Here is a 21,414-nt window from a genome sequence, read left to right as displayed (position 1 = left end):
CACTCCCCGCGAAGAAAAAGTACTCAAAATGCGTTTTGGTATTGACGTTGCTTCCGAACATACGCTTGAAGAAGTTGGTAAGGATTTTTCCGTTACTCGTGAACGCATTCGACAAATTGAGGTAAAAGCCTTAAGAAAACTGCGTCATCCATCCCGAAGCAAGAGACTTCTTGCGTTTTTTGAAAAAGAAATAGATGATAAAGACAATTTTGATGAAAACGCGACCGGCAGCGACTTAGAAGAAGATGATGACAAAGAAATCAGTGAAGAAGAAAATGAACATAGCGAATCAAGAAAGAGTTGACACATGGAACCATATCAGCTTAGTCAGCTAGCTACACCCTTTGTTTTATTGTGCATTGCACTTATTTTCCGTGCAACATTATCATTTTTGGAAACAAGTATCACCGCGTTACGTCTTTTTAGACTCAAGGAACTTGCTCACACAACAACACAATATCTTCCTCTGTTGCAAACACTGGAAAGAAATCCACAACGAGTACTCATTACTATTATTGTTGCCAACAGCTTTGTTGACGTGTCAGCAGCATCATTAGCAACATTTATTATGAGTACAATTTTTACTCATATTGGTTTTTCAAGCGGTATTGGATTTACCTTTGGAATTACCTTTGCTTCTCTTGGTATTGTTGTTTTTGGCGAAATTTTACCAAAAAGCTTTGCCAGAGTTCGTAGTGAACATGCATTTAAATCAGTACTGTGGCTGATCAATTGTATTTATTATACACTCTACCCATTTGTTATTATTCTCGTAAAATTCTCTGATTATGTAATGTACAAAGTCGGAGGAACAGATGCTCTTGAAAGTTCTTCACAATGGATATCATCGGAACGAGAAATCCAGTTTTTAATCAATTACATTCATGAAAAAGGTATTCTTGAACTTGAAAAAAGAGAAATGCTCCAGAATGTGTTCCAATTAGGTAATACACCAATTAAAGAAGTGATGGTACCAGGCAAAAAAATTGCCTCTCTTGAAGTAAATACTCCCATGGATACTGTATTTAGCTTTTTCTCTGAACATTCATACACACGAATTCCGGTATATGAAGGTACACATGACAATATAATTGGTATGGTGCATCAAAAAGATCTCTTTATCATGTTCTCAAAAGGCGAGAAAAAGATCTTACAAGAAATTGTTCGTCCCATTATGTTTGTGCCTGAAAATGTAAAAGTAATTCAGCTCTTAGGCAAGTTCCGCGAAAAACAAATGCACATTGCCATTGTAATCAATGAACACGGTATATTAACAGGATTAGTCACTTTAGAAGATCTTATTGAAGAAATTGTTGGTGAAATTAGTGACGAACATGAATCAACCATTGGTAAAATAATGCCTATGGGAGAAGATGAATGGCTTGTTGATGCAACAATTACACTCGATGATTTGGGTAAATTCTTGGATATTACTTTTGTAAGTGAAGGTTCTGTTTCACTTGCAGGATTTTTAACAGAATTGCTCCACCACATTCCTCAAAAAGATGAAGAAGTGATGTATAAAAAATTCTTATTTCAAATACAAAAAGCTACTCCACTGCATGTCCAATTTGTACACATATTCAGAAAAAGATAAGAACACAAAAAATTATTGATCTCCCTTCATGATACTTTTTATAGTAGCGACAAAACCGTATCAACCAAGGGAGAAGTTCTATGAAATTTGTATCCTGCACAACATTCATGATCTTAGCACTATGCGTTACCCCTCCAACTTTAGCTAAAAGACCAAAAAAAGAAAAGCCGAAGCATAATCATACGCAAACGCAAAAAATTGAAGATACCGATCAAACCCTTTCTGGTGGTTATCGACCAAATCCAGTTATTTTAGCAGGAGTTGGACAAATTATGAATGGGGCGCTGAGCATAGCACAAGACCCTCACAGCCGTCCAAACGTTGGCCATTCTATTGCTCATATGATTCACGGCATAGTCAGCATTATTATTGAAAAAGTTGCAAACAAAAAAATCGATTTGAATGATAAAGAAGAATTAGAAGAATATCTCAACTCATTACCTGCAGATATTAGTAAAGAAATAATTGAAATAATAGAGACAAAAAACCTTTTAATTTCATATAATTAAGACGCTCATTTCATTGCTTTTTCCAACTACTGTGTTAGATTGTTCTTTTAACTCTTTTGGAAAGAGCATTATGAAATCTGATAAAAAAATCACTCAATTAAAAATACTGCTTTTGATAAGTTCTATCGTAACTGCGCATCTTATGTATCCCATGCAACAAAAACTATCGATAGCGTCAGATTATTATAACAATGAAATCTCTGTAGAAAGCATAGACCCTCAAACTCCTATTCAAATTCAATACGGAACTAAGGCATATTGTCCTTCTTCGTTAAGATGTTATGTAGCTCACACAACTATTGTAATGAAACAAATGGATACACACTATAAAGCTTGTTTCGTTGAAAAGCAGTCAGATAAAAGTTCTTTAATATCGTTTTATGAAGAACACTCTCAAGAAAAAAAACAAGCCATTACCGCACATGATTTTGATGAATTTATCATACATCCAAAGACTGATGACGCAATTATCATAACTAAAAAAAATGTCTCGCTACAAAAATCAGAACAAGAAGTTGTCCGTTTTACTTTTAAACTTGTAGCCCCCCAAATTATAGTGGATTGCGAAAACAAGCCTACCAATTGACTTTTAGGCAACATATCAATAAAATGGTTATTAATACGATGACCGTAGAAGAAAATGTAAAACTAGCACAATTACCGCTCTACCCACGCCTACAACCCCTTTCCAGTTCCACGCATATTCCTGCAATTATGCATAATTTTAATATTGACCATTCGCTGCCTATACAACAACTATCTGGTGGACAAAAACAGATTTTAGCAATCATCATGACATTACAAAAACCCACGCAAGTGCTTTTACTCGATGAACCAACCGCAGCACTTGATGACAAAAATAGCCATATGGTCATGCAATTTCTTAATACATTAGCCAAAGAATTAGATCTTATTGTGGTGATTATTACGCATGATAAAGAATTGGTTGAAAGTTATAAACATCATCCTGTAATAACAATCAAAAAAGATGAACAAGAAACACGTTCTATTGGGGTAGATTTATAGTAAAATATTTTGTGTCTGCACTTATTTGATCAGCAGAAAATATGTGGTCTACATTTGTATTTGTGATCCTTTTTCTGCTATGAAAATATATGCTATTTTTTCAACATATTAAAAAAGGAAACAGATGAAGCATATCATTCTGCACATTGCACTATTATTACCATTTTATATCTTTACAGCAGAAAGTCCTGAGCAAAGGCTCACTGTAACAAATAAACATGCATGCGCGGTTAATATATGGTATACACCAAAAGGCTCCTCAGAAGGATTTGTAACAATTATCAACATAGGCCCATCGAAATCTGAAAAACTCTTACCTCTTAATAAAAACACTATCCTCATCACAGCAGAAGACTCCGACGACAAAAGAGTCACTATTGCGCCAACAGATACAGAACTCATTCTCACCGACAATAAAGCTTATAATCTGGACAATACAAAAATTATTTTCATGATGCCAAATGAAGAAAAAAAGCTGCTTGCAACAATAATTTTTAAAACTAACCAACATAAAAAATCCCGGCTTTAATCCGGGACTTTTTATTTATAAAATATCTTCACCGCTCATCCTGAGCCTGTCGAAGGATTTTTACGAAATATTCTCAAACAATTTCTTGATTGTTGCCAATGACCCAATCATTGAACTTGCTTCGTATGGAATAACGACTAACTTATCGTCTTTTCCTTTTACCATCTCAGGTAACGCTTTAACATATTGCATTGCAATTAAATACGGCAAAGGATCCGCTTGTGCCGCTTGCTGAATCATAGTAATGGTTTTGGCTTCTGCATCAGCTATCTTTAAACGTGATTGTGCCTGACCATCAGCTTCCAGAATTTGCGCTTCACGTACGCCTTCAGCCTCTAAAATTGCTGATTGTTTTTTACCTTCAGAGCGTAAAATCATTTCGCGACGTTCGCGTTCAGCACGCATCTGTTTTTCCATCGCAACACGAATATCTGCCGGTGGATTAACTTCTTGCAGTTCAACACGATTTACCTTAACGCCCCATTTATCAGTTGCTTCATCTAATATTTCAGTCAAACGCGCATTGATTGTGTTACGAGAAACAAGCGTTTCATCAAGATCCATTGACCCGATAATATCGCGCAGACGTGTTTGCGTATATTTCTCGATTGCTTCTGGCATATTGTTAATTTCGTACACTGCAGCTTTAGGATCAGTAATCTGATAGTAAAGCAACGCATTAATTTCCATCGTCACATTATCTTTAGTAATAACGTTTTGTTTAGGAAAATCATACACCGATTCACGAAGATCAATGCGTTCAATAATTTTGGTCATAGTGTAATAACGTTTACCATTGTCTTCTTGTTGTATAAAGCTCCAGACAACTGTACGTGGTTGCTCAATAAATGGCACCACAATATGTAACCCTGGTCCAATAATACGATCAAACTTACCAAGGCGCTCAATAATTATTACTTCAGCTTGTTGCACCAAATAAACTGATTTAGATAACAAAATAACTAAAAATAAAAACGCTATTCCAAAAAAAATCGCTGTTCCATAGATTGAAAATAACATGATAACTCCTTATTTATATTTCCCCGTTCGTCCTGAGCTTGTTTAACCCCATGTTCTTGGCCCAGCTTCCGTTTTTCTTCACCCGGGCACCCAATACAGAGGAGCGAGGATTGGGTCAAGGGACCCCGATGCAGAGTAACGGAGCTGGGGATCAAAGGATACGAACACCTTTATTTAAATCTTTTTTACTACAACATGTGCTCCGCGCACATCGACCACTTCAACAACATCCCCTATACGCATAACATCATCATGATGTACAACCCGCGCAGCCCACACCTGGCCGCCTATAGTAACTAATCCAGGTTTTTCACTCGCAATATCTTGCGTTACCACTGCTCGTTTACCTTTGAGTGCATAAAAATTGGTTTGTTGATGGGGTCGATTTTTACCCAAAAGATACACACCCCAGTGGCGTAATATATACAACGCAACAATTGTGCTGCCAAAAAAGGTAATTAACTGAGTAATAACTGAATCTGTTACACAACTAGCAGCTGCTGCAGATAATCCACCAAAGAAAAATGATAGAAAGAAGAAAAGTCCTGGATGACCTATTTCCATAATCAAAAAGAAAAAGGCAACAATAAGCCACCAATAGAAGAAATTGGTTATTTCAAGATCTTTGCTATTACTAAAAAAGGATAAGAATTTTTCGAATTTCATAGCAACCCCTTTGGACTAAAGGATTATAATATATTATAATTATATAGAAGATTAAGTTTTTTACAATTAATCATAGGAGAAAAGAAAAGTATGTTATTTACACCACCACCAATGCCACCGAGTAATCCAGTTGTCACCATATGGGTTCATGGTACCAGATCACATGAATCTCTTCCCACTCCTTTGGCACGCGTTGCAAAAAAAGTGGCGAAAGGAGTCGCGGGAGGCGATCCGGGGCTTTACCACGTAAGCAAATTCAATCCAGAGCATTACGAGGCACTTCGTGCTTCCGTACTTGGTACTACTGCACCAATACTTTTTCCGCAAGAATATATGTATTCGTTTGGGTGGTCGGGTAATCTTAACCTCCAAGCACGTAAAAATGCCTCACAAGAACTTTTTGTCCACCTCAAACAGTTGCACTATGAAATATTAGAAAAAACAGGGTTAGCGCCCGAATTTATTCTAATTGCTCACAGCCATGGTGGCAATGTTGTGCTTCACTTAGCTGAAATTAAAGATCCAGATGGTTTTGAACTTACTGTTACCAAAGCTATTCTCCTTGCCTGTCCCGTGCAAAAAGATACATCACATCTGGTCGATTCATCCCTTTTCAAACGCATTTATTCATTACACTCCCACACCGATATGATTCAAGTCATTGATATGCAAGGGATTAAAAGAAAAAAACGTTCGGAAAAACCATTATTTTCTGAACGCCACTTTGAGTCTCATCCAAAACTTGTCCAAGCACAAATACGCTGGAAAAATTCTCCTGGTGAATACGGATATGACCCTATCATGAATAAAGGCGCACTGAAATATCTGACCAATGGCATAAAAATGATTAATATTCTCAAAAAAAACCGTGGTCTTTTACATATTGAGTTCATCTTATTGCCATTTCTGCGTCATCTCGGTTCTATTATTGCACAATTAGATGAGCTTTTTGATAGCAGTAGCAATTGCCCATCCCACAAAGATCATGACATTGTTATAGAATTATAGTGTAACCCGTCGTTATAATCCTCTCTTTATTGGGGTCCCCAATTGGAATGCAATGTAAATTGGGGTTATATAGTTGACATATACGACAGATTTTTCATATAGATAAGGAATAGTGACACAAGAAAAAGGTAGGTAATGAGGAAAAACATTGCTTCTCTTGAGCAGGCCTTTCTCTGTATTGCTCTCATAGCGTTACCTGGATGTATTCACAGAAAACAGATAGACAGACAAAAACTCCACATCGATCTCCCCGCAACAAAAAACATACTTACTATTCCTGCGCAAGCACCATCAATTACCATTTGGGTTCATGGCACCCTGATATTCCGCAAACCAATCTATCATCAAGTTTTTGGTGATACATCCTGCCTTATGCCCATTACCTCGCTACCAAATGACCATCATTTTCGAGTTCTTGCAAATACAATAGCTGAGCACGATCCCGAACATTTTCCTGTAGAAAAATTTTATGTTTTTGGCTGGTCGGGAAAACTACAAAACCAGGAACGAAAAGATGCCGCCAACAAACTATATCACGAAGTAATAACATTACGTGAGCTGTATAAGCAAAAATATGGTTGTGAGCCTACTATCCGAATTATTGCGCATAGCCATGGTGGTAATGTAGTGCTTAACATGGCAAAAATAAAAACTACCGATAAACCCTTCCAGATAAAATCACTTATTCTTCTTGCCTGTCCCGTGCAAGAAAAAACAATGCACTTGATTAGTACCCCCATGTTCCAACGCGTCTATTCGCTCTATTCTAGTCTTGATATAATACAGATCATTGCCCCTCAATTTAAACGCGCCTGTACCACCAATTGCCTCAATGCAAAACGCAAGTATCATTATCGAATTTTCCCTTTTTCATCACGTCTTTTTCCCATCTATAGTCATTTAACCCAAGCAAAGATCAAAATAAACGACTTTCCTATCTCCCATACCCGGTTCTCAACTCAAGAATTCACCTCATTACTACCAACAATCCTTCAAAAACTCGATTCATGGCACAATGAAAGCCTGGCAACCAACAAAATCACCAAACACAAACTTTTATGCATTTATAAAAAGAAACAAAATTGATAAATTGAATTTATATGGTATAATTAAGTACATATAAATAAATAATTAACTATAAATTAAATGAGTACATGAACAATATTCGCAATAAAGCCGCCCTCAAAGCACTTTTCTCCCTTTTTCTCACGCTGCCCCTTCTTACCATTGAGGCACTAGCAAATCCTTGGTATCATGACTATTTCCACAAACTTAATGGCATCAACTACACACAAAACTGCTCATTGATTGATCGCGCACAAAAGATACGCTGCTCAGCACTTTTAGCCTACTATCGCACCACATATCGAACAGTTGCTTCCATCAATAAAAAATTTACAGAATTTGAAAATTGGCTGCTTGCCCTTGAACAAGAAGCACTGAGTGCCATCAAACAAAAATATGGCATAAGCGATTCAATATGGCACGAATGTTTAATGGACATAGAACGAGTAAAAAATAGCTGCAGAAATGCCATGTTACATCCTCACGCCGACACCGTTCATGATGATACTATACCGGCTGATATGGTAGAATTCATCATTGTGCTTTTGCGGCAAAATAATATCAATCCACAGAGCATCAATATAAAAATGGTATCCAATCAAGCAACCATTGCTGCTCAACCCAATACCATAGCGCAAGCAACAATGTTTATGTTCTCGCCTATAGTAGATCACAAAAACAATCTACAGCTTTACCGAGAATACATTCCTGCAACAATTAACATTTTTCCCCGAATATATGATAAATCAGCAATAGATAGAATGAGCTGTTGTGCACACGAAGTGCAACATTTAGTCTCACTCCACTCAATAACAGAACGTGTTCTTATAGACTATCTTGCTCACTATTGCTCTGTTGATGCAGCAGAATTTAGACAAAGCAAAGAATATCACAAACTTTCCCAAATTCACGAAGCGCAAGCAGAAATATTTGCCGCCATAAAAAGCCCTGAAATAGCTCATAACTTAAAAGCAATGCGTAAAAAAATTTACTATCCAAACCACCTCTACGAAGAACATTTTTGCCATCTGAGCACGATTGCTATGCTTTGGAACATCCATGCAAAGCTCAGTTCAATTCAACAAACTCAACCTCGCTCACATTTTTAATAGTGGTATTGAATGCAATACCAACAAGAACTATTTTTTTACCTGACGATTGATACGGCTGGTAATACTTTTTGATTTTAATCTGCTCTAAGGCTACAGAAGCTGTTGCATTAATCTTAAATTCAATAATAAAGCACGTATCTTTTGTTTGAATTACCGCATCTATTCTGCCAATATTTGTCGGTTGTTCAACAATAATGTCCGCGCCAATCATTTTTAGAACAAGATAAAAAATAGTTTGATAATATTTTTCTTCGCCAATTTGAATGGTATAAGGAACAGTCGCATACAATTGCACAAGGACTTCATGCAATTGTTCATAATTATAAGACTCAAATGCTGCCAACAATCTTGCAACAACATTATTCAGATACGATCCTGATTTTTACGTCATTGAAGCAAAAATATACTCAATGAGAGATTGTGCGCATTCCTTATTTGGATATCCAAGAAGATAATTTCTGGTATTTGCGTTATACGAATGAATTGTTAAATAGCCAGTCTGAAAAAGTAATGTTTTAAGAGGCATTATATTAATGTCAAAAGCGCCCAATTCGCTTTCAGTCGCCTCAGCCGCTTCGAAATTCTCTACCGGATAATCTTTTGCTTTTAATAAATTAATAAGAAATGTTGGCGTTCCTGTTGCAAACCAATAGTTAGAAAATTCGCTGTTCTTTAAAAACAACAAAACAGAAAATGGATTATACATCTTTATAGCATTTTGTTCTCTGGTAAATTGGTAGCCATCATACCATACTCTTATTTCTTCAAGAAGCTCTTGCATGCTGCATTCTAATCGTTCAGCAGAATGGATTAAGCGCGGCTCAAAATTACCAACTATTTCAGTTGCTGTATAACCCAACAACGTGTTGAATGTACGATCAAGACTTATATCTTCCAAATTATTCAGACCAGAAAAAATTGATGTTTTTGGGAACTTACTTATTCCCGTTAAAAAAACAAATTTAAGATATTGATCCAGATCTTTGATGGCACTATAAAAATTTTTCAACGTTTCACGTATTGCACTTGCAGTTGCCTTATCATGTATATGCCTCAAAATTGCATAATCATATTCATCAATTAACAGAACAACAGCATTTTGTTGTGCTAGTTGTTTGACCAAAGATTTCAGCATTTCTCCCGATTTAAGCTTATCATCAAGAATAATTTCATAGGGCTGTGCAATATCTTGTAAAAAATTCTTAATACCAATTTCTAAATCTTGAGGATTTTCACAAGGAATACCGGAAAAGGAAATGTGTATGACCGGATACTTTTGCCAATCATAGGGTAATAATTCAATAGCAAAACCAGCAAACAAATCTTTATTCCCAGAAAAAATTTCAGCAAGCGTGGAAACCAAAAGAGATTTTCCAAAACGTCTTGGGCGAGACAAAAAATAATAACTACCTTGCGTAATCATCTGGTGAATTAATGCGGTTTTATCAACATACACACAATTTTCTTTAATTAACTTAGAAAAATTCTGGATACCTATCGGCAATTTTTTCATTATCTTACCTCGCTATTAAATGCCAAGTTTTTTGAAAAGATCTTGTGCTTCTTCAGCATGAATCCAATCCTTACCTTCTTCGATATCAGCAATAATACCCAGCGTTGTCTTATTCGGAATTTTTACTTTATGTAAGTAATCTGTAATTAAATCAACAACGATATCTCGCATGCTTTTACCCAAAATGGCTGCCAACGCTTTCAACCGCTTATGATCTGCCATGGGAATATCTATCGTTATGCGCGATAATTCTTTTTTGCTATTCATGCAATTCCTTCTCATTTACAATCTAACATATTCAAAATATGCCAGAAACACAGAAATAAGGAAACAGTTTAATCCAGGCCAAAATCTAAAAATTTATACATCTTTCAAAAATGGCATTACACCCTGAAAATATTATTTTTGTAAATTGAAAATAGGACATGCATAATACATGTCCTATTTTTTTTAAATACTGCACTCGTTACTGCTTTGCTACAATTTTCACAATAGCAGCAGCATCAATACCTTCAAATGCTAAAAGTTCTTCCGGTTTACCTGAACGCGGCAAGCGCTCAACTGCAAGCGATTGAATAGAGATGTTTTGATTGCACAGTGCACTTAAGACAGCTTCACCAATGCCACCTTCTGGGTAATGATCTTCGACCGTGATGATTTTATTTTGTGACAATTTTGCAACGGAAATGAGCGTAGCTGCATCGAGCGGCTTAATAGAGTACAAATCGATGACCGCGACAAAAATATTGTCCTTGGCCAAAATTTGATGCGCTTTTAACGCTTCATGTAATGTCACCCCAGCACCCACAATGCATGCAACATCTTTGTCAGTTTGGCGCAAAACTTTGCAGCCGCCAATTGGAAAGTCTTCGTTATTATCATAGAGCACCGGCGTTTCCATACGTGTTGTACGTAAATAACTAATGCCATCACTGTGACGTGCCATGTGTTCGACAAGTTTATGAGTACTAACTGCATCAGACGGATATAACACAACAGAATTGGGTAAGCAGCGCATTAATGCAATATCTTCAAGCCCCATTTGCGATGGACCATCTTGCCCAATAGACACTCCACAATGCGAACCAACTAAGCGCAATGCAGCACTACCAATTGCCGCCATACGAATTTGGTCATGCGCACGGGAAAAAAATGAACTGAATGTCGAAATAAAGGGAATTCTGCCACGACAATCAAAACCAACACCCATCCCTACCATATTTTGTTCAGCAATAAAGCATTGGAAAAAACGTTCGGGGTGAACAGTTTCAAAAATTTCAGCAAATGTTGAATTTTTTACCTCAGCATCAAGACAAACAATTGCTTCACACGTATCACCAAGTTGCGCAAGTGCTGTTCCATATGCTTTACGCGTTGCAACCATTGCACCTTTTTTATATGCACAATTAGGTATTTCAATTATTGTTTGTGCACCAGTATACGCAGTAACTGATTTTTCAGGCTTTCGTGGTTGCCAATCAAAATCATCACTATACTCCACAGCATCAGGGAAATTTTTTTGTAATTGTTCAAGTGCTTCTTCTTCCTGTTCTCCAGTAAACGCTTTGCCATGAAAACCTTGCAATCCCGCAGCCAGGTTTACACCGTAACCTTTAACTGTTTTTGCAATAATCATAACTGGCTTACCATGTACCTGATGAGCTTTGTCAAAAACGTCCATTAATGCTTGCACATTATGACCATCAACATCAAACACATGCCAACCAAATGATGTACATATATCAACATATCGTTTGATATTATAATCAAGCATTGTCTCTGTACTTTGCCCAAGATTATTCACATCAATACAACAAATCAGATTATCAAGATTATAATGTGCTGCTACTTGTACCGCTTCCCACACGCTACCTTCAGATGATTCACTATCACCCATCAAAACATAGGTGCGATAATTGCGCTTATCAAGTTTGGCGCACAGTGCAGTTCCCACTCCAACAGAAAGACCTATTCCAAGAGCACCAGTTGCTGTTTCAGCATACGCAAAACGTTTTGTTGGATGACCCTCTAAAACAGAATCGAATTTTCTGTACGAAAGCATTTCCTCATCAGTTAATAAGCCAAGTTCTCGCCATGCTGCATATAACAATGGAGCTGCATGACCTTTTGATAAAATAAAACGATCATTGTCAGGATTTTTGTAATCATAAGGATCAAAACGCATCGCATAAAAAAAAAGTACCGCAACAATATCTGCTGCGGATAAACATGACGTTGTATGACCTGAACCTGCCTGCGCTGGTGCAATAATCGACCAACGACGCAAGAAATACGCTTTATGCTTAATTAATTCTACGTTTTTTAGGAAGTTTTTCATTGGTATCCATTACACCAGGGACTTGTAAAGCCCACTCATTATTTGTAATATTTTTCAATTTCGACAGCGCTTTGTCGCGTTCTCCTCTTGTAAGCTGTGAATTTCTCACTGCTTGCTTGACCTCCTGCCATCCATCTGTATTTATTCCAGGATTCGATAATAACAATCTGTCCATAAAATTTTCTAAAGCATCTGCTACTTCACGTGCATTATTATTATTACGAAGCTGCTCTTTGCTTTGCAACAATAGCACTTCTTCTTGCATAGAGTAAGTAGAAAAAGAAATGATGAATAAACAGGACAAAACAAGATGTTTCACGAGGACCCCACAGCTATTAAACAATTATCTTTTGAATATGTAATAGCTTACAAAAGTACCATGAAACATCAAGTTTTACAAATCTCTTTTGTAACTAATGTTTGTGACTTTTATTTAAACTTTTTGGATGAGTACGTCGCCAATTTTCACCACGTGGCCATGACATCGCCCTTACAATATCACAACTACCACGAGACATCTTTTTACACTTATCGGAACAGTACATATTGTTCCAATATTCTCTTATTTTTTTTGTTACACGTTCGATCACACTACTCTGTTCAGTATGATTATGTTTATCGTGATTATTATTAAATAACTTCATGGTGTACTCCTCTTTTTATGCCTTATTCACGTTCCACTTTTAAGCGGTCTTTTTGACGCTTTAATTCAAGTTCAGATTTTTTATGTTCTAATTCTGCTCGTTTTTCTCTTGCTTGTTCGTACCCTTGTCGTGTTGCTCTTTGTTTTTTATATTCAACATCAGCAACTTTTTCTTGATACTTCAAATCTATTTTTTCTTTTTCTATTTTTTCTGCTGGCGTTGATTGCTTACCCCAATCTTCCCAAAAATATGCCTGTGAGGTAACTACTGTTAATCCAATCATAAGCGCCAAAATTTTAGTAATTTTCATAATATCCCCTTTTTTTGCCATATTACTATCTTTTACCTTTAACTTTACCGGATAAAACCCTTACAAATCAATAGTTTTATTAACATTTTGCAGAATTGGCAGTACACTCAAAATATGAATACATTTGAACATTGGCAGCAATCATTGCTTAAAAACATACAATTGCAGCTTTTTATATCATTCATGTCCCTGCCCTTTTTGGTTGCCTGGGGATTGCCTATTTCCCTATTAACCCCTGTCAGCACCGTCATGTTTGGGCCCTTTTTAACCTGTTTTTTGCTTATTTCATCACTTATTTTCTTTTTGGAGCTGTTTTACCTACCAAATGGAGCACTCATTTGGTGTCTTGAAAAGGTCACCTCTGCGTGGTTGGCATGTTTAAGTTTAGAACAACGAGCATGGCTTATCGGATTCAGCAAACCACCACTTATCGTTCTTCTTCTTATTCCACTCATTGCATTAGCAATAATTCATAGCAAAAAAATAACCTGTATATTCAGACGCATATGCTTACTTGCGCTGTTTCTTATTGCTGTTTGCACCGGCCTTAAATTATTTCCTTACGCATATAACACGTTCGAAAAAGTTCCCTGCAACAAAGGTGATATCACTCTTGTTAATCACAATAAAACATTAATCATGATAGACCCTGGTTGTATTGCATCACGACCATCATACGAATCACTTATTTCATATTCTTTGATTCCAGCAATTGTACAAAAAACGGGACTCTTGCAAATTGACCATCTGATTGTTTTTAAATTCAACAAACGCATTCTTGATGCACTGCAATTTCTTGTAACCAAAATAACCATAAAAGATATCTATCTGCCGCGGTGGAATGGAAGAATTCCCTCTTTTGCATGGCGATCGTACGTAAAACTTAAAAAAACGGTTGCTGAAAATAACGGTAGGATTATGTCAATATCATATAAAAAACAGTTGTATCTTGATAAAACATCAACACTTTCTATTGAACCAGTGGCAACAAAAGATGTATCGTACTATGATGCTACGTATCGACCACTGTGCGTACAAGGCACAATTAACAATCAAACATTAGTTTTGTAAAAAAAAGGAAATGAAATGGATGAAACAGCAATAGTGCTGGTGATTGCATCGAATGGATTTCAACAGGTTGAATACAGTGACACCAAAAAAGTTATCGAAGATGCGGGATTTACGGTAACAACCGCAAGTGATAAAGCAGGAACTGCCACAGCAAAGAATGGATCTACTGTAGCGGTTGATATTACTTTAGACAAAGTTATACCAAGCAATTATGCAGGAATTTTCTTTATTGGTGGCCCAGGAGCATTGGAACACTTGGATAACACCACTAGCTACAAAATTGCCCAAGAAACTTTTTTCCAAAACAAACCAATCGGCGCAATTTGCATTGCAACACGCATTTTAGCAAAAGCCGGTGTGTTGCACGATAAGTATGCAACTGGATGGAATGAAGACGGTGAATTAGATCAGATATTTGCTGAAAATAACGTAATCTATGTTCCAGAAGAAAAAGTTGTTGTTGTTGATAATGTTATCACAGCAACTGATCCATCAGTGGCACAAGATTTTGGCAAACATATTGTAGAGATGTTACAAAATCAACAGCGTTGGGGATAAAAAAAAGTAAAAAAACCCTGATTTAAAATCGGGGTTTTTGATGTAATGTTTTCATCTTTATTAACTTATTTTTTACTCTGCTGGTCATTATAACGCTTAATAATCGCATCTCTTAATTCTTCGGGTAAATTCTCAAAAGACATGTCTCTATTTGAAGAATCACACTCTTTATAATTATCAGGAATAATTGCATCTTTTAAATTATATACTCTAGTTGAAGCAGTCTCTCCTTCTACAGAAGAATTTAGTAAGGCTTTTAAAAGAGCGGTAAATGGCACAAATAATGAAAGTGGTGTACAGTTATAGTTACCATTTTGAATTTTTAATCCACACCGCTTCATTCTTGAGCTACCATCTTTTAGTAAGCTATACTCAATTAAATGCTGCTCTCTATTCCACAACTTCATATCCCATCGACTACCTAATCCGTAAAAATAAAGATCTCCTTTGTCATTAAACTTTGGCCGCGTAAAATCATCTGCCAGAGAATAACAAACACACCATATACATCGATTACCCAGAATAGTTCCACGAGACAAATAAAAACATTCTAATTTAACTCGATAACATTCGGTCGCACTATTGGAAACAGACTCTTTAATCCCCACTGCACCACCATACTTATGCCAAACAGAGCCTTCATAAACATCTAAGTCGCGCAAGGAAAAGAAACCGAAATATTGACCACTTTTCTGACGCAATTTTGTAAGATATGTTTTTCTTTCTTGCGCACCGCGTTTGATCCATCCTTCAAACTCCTTGTTAACTAATGCTAACGAGCAAACAGTTTCATGATCAAAGTTAAGAGACCCATGTTTGATTACCGTAGAAAACACTATTATTTTGTCATTAGGAATTTGTCCAACATCCATGCTCAATGATACATGTGAGCATATTAAAGCGATAAGCCCACTACCATAGAGAGTGAGCTTTTTTATTGTGTGTAACATTCTTGTAGTTTCATGATTTTAAGAGTTTTGCTTATTTATTTTGCCATTAACACTGCACGTGCAGGTGCTGCTTCGAGGCCAATCATATTAAGTGGCAAACACACAAAAAGATACTTGCCTGGTTGCACATGTCCCAATCGTAATCCCTCAACAACAGCAATATCTGCGTGCATTAAATATTCATGTGTTGGATGACCTGGCTGACTATGTTCGATGCCAAGATAATCAATACCAACTGATTTTATTTTTTTTTCTGCTAAATATTTTGCCCCACTTGCTTCAAGATACACAAAATGAGGACTAAACTTATCGGTTGGAGAAAGGTCACTATTAGTTGTGCGCAATAACACAATGCCACCTTGGACAATATCGTTATCATGCGCCATAAGGCAATCACGAGTGATGCGTTCTGCGCATGTTGTCATATCAAGCACTACGCAATCACCAATCAGTCGGTCAAGATGCATTTCGTCAATTGTTTTACCCTCTTTGAGAAAATGAGATGGCGCATCAACATGTGTACCAGAATGGGAACTGAGGTGAATATTTGTTTCTCGCACACCATCGCGATTAAAGTTTTTAACATCATCAACACTTACCACATATCTGTCTTTATAACCCGTTGTTACTTTGCTAATTGGCCAACTAATATCAATCACTTTCATGAACACCTCTTCATTTTTTTGTTACAGCATGACCACCAAATTTATTACGCAGCATAGCAACAATTTTAGTTGCATAGTTGCCGCCTGTTTTTTCTGATAATTCTCGCACTTTTAATGATTCTTCAATCACGGCAACCGGAATATGTGATGTATGCGCACGTTCAACTGTCCACTTACCCATACCTGTTGAAGCAACATTGCCTGCAATATCAGTCAATTCTTGATCATCCTTCATAACATCTTGTACTAATTCCAAAATCCATGAACGGATTACTGAGCCATGATTCCACAATGATGCAATTTTCTCAAGATCAAAGTGTGCAGATTCAAATTCACCATTTTTGAGAAGATGAAAACCTTCTGCGTATGCTTGCAACAATCCATATTCAATTCCATTATGTACCATTTTTACGTAATGTCCTGCACCAGAAGGCCCCACATATGCACATCCACCAGTCGCCGCAACAGAAAGTAAGAGTGGTTCTATTGTGTCATATGCTTTTTTGTCTCCACCGACCATCAAACAAAATCCGTTCTCACGCCCATGTACTCCACCTGATGTTCCACAATCTATAAAAAAAATGCTGGACAATGCAAGTTCTTGTGCACGACGCATAGAATCGGTGAATTTGCTGTTTCCACCATCGATAATAATATCCCCCGCTTGCAATACTGGTTGCAGTTGAGCAATTACTTTATCAATAAGATCGCCCTGGGGAATCATCAACCAAAAAACATGAATATTTTTGTGTGCAAAATCAGCAACATTTGTAACAATATGCACACCACTTTTTTCTGCTGCTGCACACATATCTGCATTCACATCAAAACCAAATAGTTCATGACCACCTTGCACCGCACGGTACGCAAGCGCCTCTCCCATTTTGCCAAGTCCAATTATTGCCACGTTCATGTTCGCCACCTCATACCATGTTTTTCCATGTGTTGTTTTTCTTCTTGTGGACCAGTAGATCCTTGCGCATACTGATATACAGGTAATTTCTGTGCTTCAATTACATCAATTACTTTCCATGCATATTCAATTTCATCAAATCTGACAGAAATTGACTGTTCACCGCGCATTATTTCTTCAAGCAACACTTCGTATGCCTCAGGTGTTTGCAAACCATACAGACAACTATGACAAAACTCCATGCCAACTGGCATTACTTGTTCTGCTTGCCCAGGAACTTTTGCATTGAGGGTTAACAAAAATATTGCCTCAGGGGCTATTTGTATCGTCAACCAATTAGAATCCATTGGACAACCGCGCATCAACAAACAATCAACTTGCTTAAATTTGATATGAATTATCGTTTCTTTTTTATTCAAACATTTACCTGTTTTTAAATAAAAAGGTACACCCAACCATCGTGGTGTATCAACTGCAAGCTTGAGTGATGCATACGTATCAGTGCATGAATCTGGATTCACATGTTTTTCGGATGCGTATCCGTTGTACTGGCCCAAAATACCATCAACAAATCGTACTTTCTCTAAAACTTTTACACGTTCAGCACGAATATAATCACCAGTTAATTTTTCAGGAGATTCCATGCAAACTAACGCAAGCATTTCCAACATATGGTTTTGCACCACATCACGCAGTGCACCTGCAGTATCGTAGTACATACCTCGTCCTTCAATACCGCCACTTTCGCTCAAGATAATTTGCACCTGATCAATGTATCTATTTGACCACAATGGTTCAAGTACACAATTAGTAAAGCGAATCATCGCAATATTACTGACAACTTCTTTGGTTAAATAATGATCAATACGATACACCTGCGACTCATTGATCGTGTTTTTAATACATTCATTAATTTCATGAGCTGATTTTACATCATGTCCAAATGGTTTCTCGTAGACAATTCTATGCCATGCAGCATCGCGCACTTCTTTACGCTGTAATAAACCAATCCGTGCAATGTGATACGTTATAGGACAAAAAAATTGTGATCCTGTTGCGAGATAAAAGAGTCGATTATACTTACACAATTCTATCTTTCTATCAATTTCCTGCGCTCGTCCTGAACTTGTTGAAGGAGACTCTTCGAGCGCTCTATGTGATGATTCACATTTTTGTACAAAAGCATTGAGTTCTTCATAATCATCTTTTTCAGTAAAATTAATTTTTTTATAATAACTATTCATCCGTAGCGTATTCCAAACATCCTCATCACCACTTTGCACAAATGGACGTGCTGCATTAATCATCTGATCTGCTGTTACGTCATCAAACGCTGCACCAACAATGATAAAATTCTCTAATTTTTTATGCGCTACAAACCGATACAATGCGGGAATTATTTTGCGTTTACTTAAATCCCCTGTTGCACCAAAAAGAATTATTGTTATATTTTTCATATTCTATCCAACCATTTATCAAACATGCGAACGACAGAGCGCTCATTTGTTGGTAGATTATCTCTGTTTTTATCTATCCATGCAAGGGCATGTGATTCATCACTTGTGATAGCTTCCTCATCGCCAACCACCTGCAGCAAAAACCGCACATCATAATGATAATGTGCTTTTTCTTTTTTATTTTCAGGAATAAGATGTATATCTATATCAAAAATATCACAACTGACTGGTTGTACTCCCATAATACCCGACTCTTCTTGCGCTTCTTTTGTTGCAACTGCAAGAGGATCTGTATTGCCATCACAATGCCCACCTAACTGGACCCACATATCAAGCTTGCGGTGGTGAGTTAATAACGCCTTGGTATTATCTTTATTCACTAACCATGCAGATGCTGTAATGTGCCCAACATCAAGCGAACGCTCAAAGGCATTGGGATATTGGTCAAGGAACGCAAGAATAGTAGTTTTATATTCTTGCTCTGCTGGATCAGTTGGTAGATAATTTGCTAATAGATGCTGTAAAGAATTAGTTTGTTCCATAATATCTCAATCTAAAAAATGCGAAAAATAGCCACATAAAATATTACTGTATCCTTAATAAAGGCACAAGTCAGCTTTTACGTACCTCCTCCAGGATGCCCCTATTTGACAAAATTTCAGATTGTAGTAAATTTATAAAATAGATAATGTAATATAGATATTTTTAATGATGGAATTATATGAATAGTATAAAACACTTTTTGTATGTAATGCTTTTAACTGTAGGATATAACGCATATGCTGCAGAAAATAAAAAATACAACGATTTAGTCAAAAAAACACTCACCGCCGTAACGAAAGACTTTTTTAACGAAGTCAATTTCGAGTCTCTTTTGATTTCTAACGATGAACAACGTCAACATTTTTTAGAGAGCGCACATTCTGAAAAAACACGCCAAATTTTGCAAAAAAACGCTGAAGCAATTGTTACTGCAAACATATTGTTAGCAAAGCAAAATACTCAAAATAATACTCTTCATACTTCTCCCACAAAACCAAGTAAAACATTACCACACAAAAGAAAAGAACGATCTCCAGGAAACACGCCACCGGTCAGAAGAAAATTATTTACTAATTCCCTCAGCTCTCACGTTGAAGATTAACTACATTATCGCAATGTCCTCAATCTTTTGTTTCGATGATAAATTCATCATTTTCATGTTTAATAAAAACTTCTTTGGGTTTTAATTTAATAACTTTTTCTTCCCAATCATCAAGAATTTTTAAAAATTGAGCATAGGTCATTTTCAACTCGGTAGGATCGTACTCCTCAGAATATAAATCACTTAATAATACGTACCCATCTTCCCTTGTTAACGATGTTAAATTACTGCTAGCATCGGGAGTGCTATCATCAAAAAACCATTCTCGAAATGAAGACGGACGATTGCCTGCATCAGTAGCTAAAAAATGTCCCAATATGGTCATTTCTATATTAGAAGCGTTTTTAGATGTATAATCTCCATACTTAACATCAAGAAAAAATTTTACATATTCCATCCAAGATAATCCTTTTATTTAAGCTTAGGATATGCCGTTGTGATTTCTCCAGCTTTTGTAATATACATTTCAATTTTTATACCTTCACTTGTTAGTCCACTAATGAGATATTTTCCACCATTTTCTCTCTCAATAATTGCACCGTTTTTTATAAAATAATCATACGCTTCATAAATCTTATTCACTACTTTTTCACGAGACCAATTCGCTGGAAAAAATGTTTTACCTGGAATCCGTGATCCATCTACGATTAAATCAACTTTATAGCATCCGTTTTCATCGATAATTTTCTTCGTAAAATCAATCACCCTACTTTTTTCTATAGCATTTTGATAATCATGATGAAAACCACTCAATGCTATTTTTCCCTTTTTAGTTAGGTAAATTTCTAAACCCAAAATATGCTCGTAGGCTATTTTGATTTGCTTATGAGAAAATTCAGCAAAACCAAATGGTAACTTAATCGTCTGCCTTATTAAGTCTATTTCTTCTTTTAACTTGAGAGCTATTGGCGCATACACACTTTCCAACAAAGTCTTAGTACTGTTGATAATTTCCCGCGGAACCTTATCAAAATTCTTCATGCCACTAGACATCTTAAACACTATACCTTCAGCGGTAACAACAACCGGATTATCTGTCAGATGTGTATCTATTGCGCGTTTAAATGATTTCACCATCTTTGTAGCATGCTGATTTACTTTGCTTAATACATGAAGATCTTTAGTGTATCTATACACACTACAAAATCCTTTACCTGCAACTATATCTGCCGTTATGGTAGCAGTTACATCAACTATATTTTCTGCAGTTAAATGTGGCTCGATGGTCTTATAAAATACTTCTGCTTTCTGCCAATAATCATTCATTCGTTGTAAGCGCTCTTCTGGAGCCAAATGATATATGTCACTGACTGCATCAG

Annotated in this window: 28 protein-coding genes; 12 read left to right on the top strand and 16 right to left on the bottom strand. The window is 36.5% G+C overall.

Going from position 1 to position 21,414, the window contains the following annotated elements; all coding sequences use genetic code 11:
• The 6 genes from VJJ26_02740 to VJJ26_02715 form a co-directional block, all read left to right on the top strand.
• The coding region (locus tag VJJ26_02740) for a sigma factor-like helix-turn-helix DNA-binding protein (protein ID HLC07081.1) at nucleotides 1-304 on the top strand (304 nt) is incomplete at its 5' end.
• Nucleotides 305-307: 3 nt separating this feature from the next.
• Complete coding sequence (locus VJJ26_02735) at nucleotides 308-1,597, top strand: hemolysin family protein (GenBank protein HLC07080.1); 1,290 nt, start codon at nucleotides 308-310, stop codon at nucleotides 1,595-1,597.
• 80 nt (nucleotides 1,598-1,677) lie between these two features.
• Entirely contained in the window at nucleotides 1,678-2,106 is a 429-nt protein-coding gene (locus VJJ26_02730; protein ID HLC07079.1) for a hypothetical protein, read from the top strand.
• A gap of 70 nt (nucleotides 2,107-2,176) precedes the next feature.
• Entirely contained in the window at nucleotides 2,177-2,692 is a 516-nt protein-coding gene (locus VJJ26_02725; GenBank protein ID HLC07078.1) for a hypothetical protein, read from the top strand.
• A gap of 23 nt (nucleotides 2,693-2,715) precedes the next feature.
• On the top strand, nucleotides 2,716-3,132 hold the full coding sequence (locus tag VJJ26_02720) for an ATP-binding cassette domain-containing protein (protein ID HLC07077.1): 417 nt from the start codon (nucleotides 2,716-2,718) through the stop codon (nucleotides 3,130-3,132).
• Nucleotides 3,133-3,256: 124 nt separating this feature from the next.
• Nucleotides 3,257-3,661 carry a hypothetical protein gene (locus tag VJJ26_02715; protein ID HLC07076.1) on the top strand — a complete coding sequence of 135 codons (405 nt, stop codon included), beginning with the start codon at nucleotides 3,257-3,259 and terminating at the stop codon, nucleotides 3,659-3,661.
• A 60-nt stretch (nucleotides 3,662-3,721) separates the two neighbouring features.
• On the opposite strand, the gene VJJ26_02710 is transcribed toward VJJ26_02715, so the two are convergent.
• Both VJJ26_02710 and VJJ26_02705 read right to left on the bottom strand, forming a co-directional pair.
• Complete coding sequence (locus tag VJJ26_02710) at nucleotides 3,722-4,681, bottom strand: SPFH domain-containing protein (GenBank protein HLC07075.1); 960 nt, start codon at nucleotides 4,679-4,681, stop codon at nucleotides 3,722-3,724.
• Between the two features lie 174 nt (nucleotides 4,682-4,855).
• Entirely contained in the window at nucleotides 4,856-5,347 is a 492-nt protein-coding gene (locus VJJ26_02705) for an NfeD family protein (protein ID HLC07074.1), read from the bottom strand.
• A gap of 90 nt (nucleotides 5,348-5,437) precedes the next feature.
• On the opposite strand from VJJ26_02705, the gene VJJ26_02700 reads away from it, so the two are divergent.
• The 3 genes from VJJ26_02700 to VJJ26_02690 all read left to right on the top strand — a co-directional run bounded on the left by VJJ26_02700 (nucleotide 5,438) and on the right by VJJ26_02690 (nucleotide 8,529).
• A complete protein-coding gene (locus tag VJJ26_02700) occupies nucleotides 5,438-6,355 on the top strand; it encodes a hypothetical protein (GenBank protein ID HLC07073.1) in 918 nt (305 codons plus the stop codon).
• A gap of 135 nt (nucleotides 6,356-6,490) precedes the next feature.
• Nucleotides 6,491-7,441 carry a hypothetical protein gene (locus VJJ26_02695; protein HLC07072.1) on the top strand — a complete coding sequence of 317 codons (951 nt, stop codon included), beginning with the start codon at nucleotides 6,491-6,493 and terminating at the stop codon, nucleotides 7,439-7,441.
• A 68-nt stretch (nucleotides 7,442-7,509) separates the two neighbouring features.
• A complete protein-coding gene (locus VJJ26_02690) occupies nucleotides 7,510-8,529 on the top strand; it encodes a hypothetical protein (protein ID HLC07071.1) in 1,020 nt (339 codons plus the stop codon).
• On the opposite strand, the gene VJJ26_02685 is transcribed toward VJJ26_02690, so the two are convergent.
• From VJJ26_02685 to VJJ26_02655, 7 genes are all read right to left on the bottom strand, one after another.
• Nucleotides 8,489-8,875, bottom strand: a complete 387-nt coding sequence (locus VJJ26_02685) for a PD-(D/E)XK nuclease domain-containing protein (GenBank protein HLC07070.1) — start codon at nucleotides 8,873-8,875, stop codon at nucleotides 8,489-8,491. The two genes, VJJ26_02690 and VJJ26_02685, sit on opposite strands and share 41 nt — an antisense overlap.
• A gap of 39 nt (nucleotides 8,876-8,914) precedes the next feature.
• Nucleotides 8,915-10,045: an AAA family ATPase gene (locus VJJ26_02680; protein ID HLC07069.1), complete on the bottom strand. Its 1,131-nt coding sequence runs from the start codon at nucleotides 10,043-10,045 to the stop codon at nucleotides 8,915-8,917.
• Nucleotides 10,046-10,060: 15 nt separating this feature from the next.
• A complete protein-coding gene (locus VJJ26_02675; protein ID HLC07068.1) occupies nucleotides 10,061-10,312 on the bottom strand; it encodes a hypothetical protein in 252 nt (83 codons plus the stop codon).
• A 199-nt stretch (nucleotides 10,313-10,511) separates the two neighbouring features.
• On the bottom strand, nucleotides 10,512-12,383 hold the full coding sequence (locus tag VJJ26_02670; protein HLC07067.1) for a transketolase: 1,872 nt from the start codon (nucleotides 12,381-12,383) through the stop codon (nucleotides 10,512-10,514).
• Nucleotides 12,349-12,702, bottom strand: a complete 354-nt coding sequence (locus tag VJJ26_02665; GenBank protein HLC07066.1) for a hypothetical protein — start codon at nucleotides 12,700-12,702, stop codon at nucleotides 12,349-12,351. The genes VJJ26_02670 and VJJ26_02665 overlap by 35 nt, the downstream gene beginning before the upstream one ends.
• Before the next feature lie 94 nt (nucleotides 12,703-12,796).
• Nucleotides 12,797-13,027, bottom strand: coding sequence for a hypothetical protein (locus VJJ26_02660; protein ID HLC07065.1), 231 nt, complete (start codon nucleotides 13,025-13,027; stop codon nucleotides 12,797-12,799).
• Nucleotides 13,028-13,049: 22 nt separating this feature from the next.
• Complete coding sequence (locus VJJ26_02655) at nucleotides 13,050-13,337, bottom strand: hypothetical protein (protein ID HLC07064.1); 288 nt, start codon at nucleotides 13,335-13,337, stop codon at nucleotides 13,050-13,052.
• Between the two features lie 114 nt (nucleotides 13,338-13,451).
• Here VJJ26_02655 and VJJ26_02650 point away from each other — a divergent pair, with 114 nt between their 5' ends.
• Together VJJ26_02650 and VJJ26_02645 are read left to right on the top strand one after the other, a co-directional pair.
• The gene (locus VJJ26_02650) at nucleotides 13,452-14,408 is read left to right on the top strand and encodes a hypothetical protein (protein ID HLC07063.1); all 957 of its coding nucleotides are present in this window, start codon (nucleotides 13,452-13,454) and stop codon (nucleotides 14,406-14,408) included.
• 15 nt (nucleotides 14,409-14,423) lie between these two features.
• Nucleotides 14,424-14,966 (top strand): DJ-1/PfpI family protein, encoded by a 543-nt coding sequence (locus VJJ26_02645; GenBank protein ID HLC07062.1) that lies wholly within the window; start codon nucleotides 14,424-14,426, stop codon nucleotides 14,964-14,966.
• Nucleotides 14,967-15,031: 65 nt separating this feature from the next.
• On the opposite strand, the gene VJJ26_02640 is transcribed toward VJJ26_02645, so the two are convergent.
• The 5 genes from VJJ26_02640 to VJJ26_02620 are packed head-to-tail and all read right to left on the bottom strand — an operon-like array spanning nucleotide 15,032 to nucleotide 19,493.
• Complete coding sequence (locus VJJ26_02640) at nucleotides 15,032-15,916, bottom strand: hypothetical protein (GenBank protein HLC07061.1); 885 nt, start codon at nucleotides 15,914-15,916, stop codon at nucleotides 15,032-15,034.
• A gap of 35 nt (nucleotides 15,917-15,951) precedes the next feature.
• Nucleotides 15,952-16,581 (bottom strand): cyclase family protein, encoded by a 630-nt coding sequence (locus VJJ26_02635; GenBank protein ID HLC07060.1) that lies wholly within the window; start codon nucleotides 16,579-16,581, stop codon nucleotides 15,952-15,954.
• A gap of 10 nt (nucleotides 16,582-16,591) precedes the next feature.
• Nucleotides 16,592-17,494 (bottom strand): decarboxylating 6-phosphogluconate dehydrogenase, encoded by a 903-nt coding sequence (gene gnd / locus VJJ26_02630; GenBank protein ID HLC07059.1) that lies wholly within the window; start codon nucleotides 17,492-17,494, stop codon nucleotides 16,592-16,594.
• Nucleotides 17,491-18,951 carry a glucose-6-phosphate dehydrogenase gene (locus tag VJJ26_02625; GenBank protein HLC07058.1) on the bottom strand — a complete coding sequence of 487 codons (1,461 nt, stop codon included), beginning with the start codon at nucleotides 18,949-18,951 and terminating at the stop codon, nucleotides 17,491-17,493. Before VJJ26_02625 ends, gnd begins: the two co-directional genes overlap by 4 nt.
• Entirely contained in the window at nucleotides 18,948-19,493 is a 546-nt protein-coding gene (locus tag VJJ26_02620; GenBank protein HLC07057.1) for an NUDIX hydrolase, read from the bottom strand. The genes VJJ26_02625 and VJJ26_02620 overlap by 4 nt, the downstream gene beginning before the upstream one ends.
• 179 nt (nucleotides 19,494-19,672) lie before the next feature.
• Between VJJ26_02620 and VJJ26_02615 the strand changes: the two genes are divergently transcribed.
• Nucleotides 19,673-20,095, top strand: a complete 423-nt coding sequence (locus tag VJJ26_02615) for a hypothetical protein (protein ID HLC07056.1) — start codon at nucleotides 19,673-19,675, stop codon at nucleotides 20,093-20,095.
• A 19-nt stretch (nucleotides 20,096-20,114) separates the two neighbouring features.
• On the opposite strand, the gene VJJ26_02610 is transcribed toward VJJ26_02615, so the two are convergent.
• A complete protein-coding gene (locus VJJ26_02610; GenBank protein HLC07055.1) occupies nucleotides 20,115-20,492 on the bottom strand; it encodes a hypothetical protein in 378 nt (125 codons plus the stop codon).
• 14 nt (nucleotides 20,493-20,506) lie between these two features.
• The coding region (locus tag VJJ26_02605) for an EndoU domain-containing protein (protein HLC07054.1) at nucleotides 20,507-21,414 on the bottom strand (908 nt) is incomplete at its 5' end.

This window comes from Candidatus Babeliales bacterium, assembly GCA_035288105.1.
Lineage (GTDB): Bacteria > Babelota > Babeliae > Babelales > Vermiphilaceae > SOIL31.
This window is presented reverse-complemented; position numbering and strand designations above follow the sequence as displayed.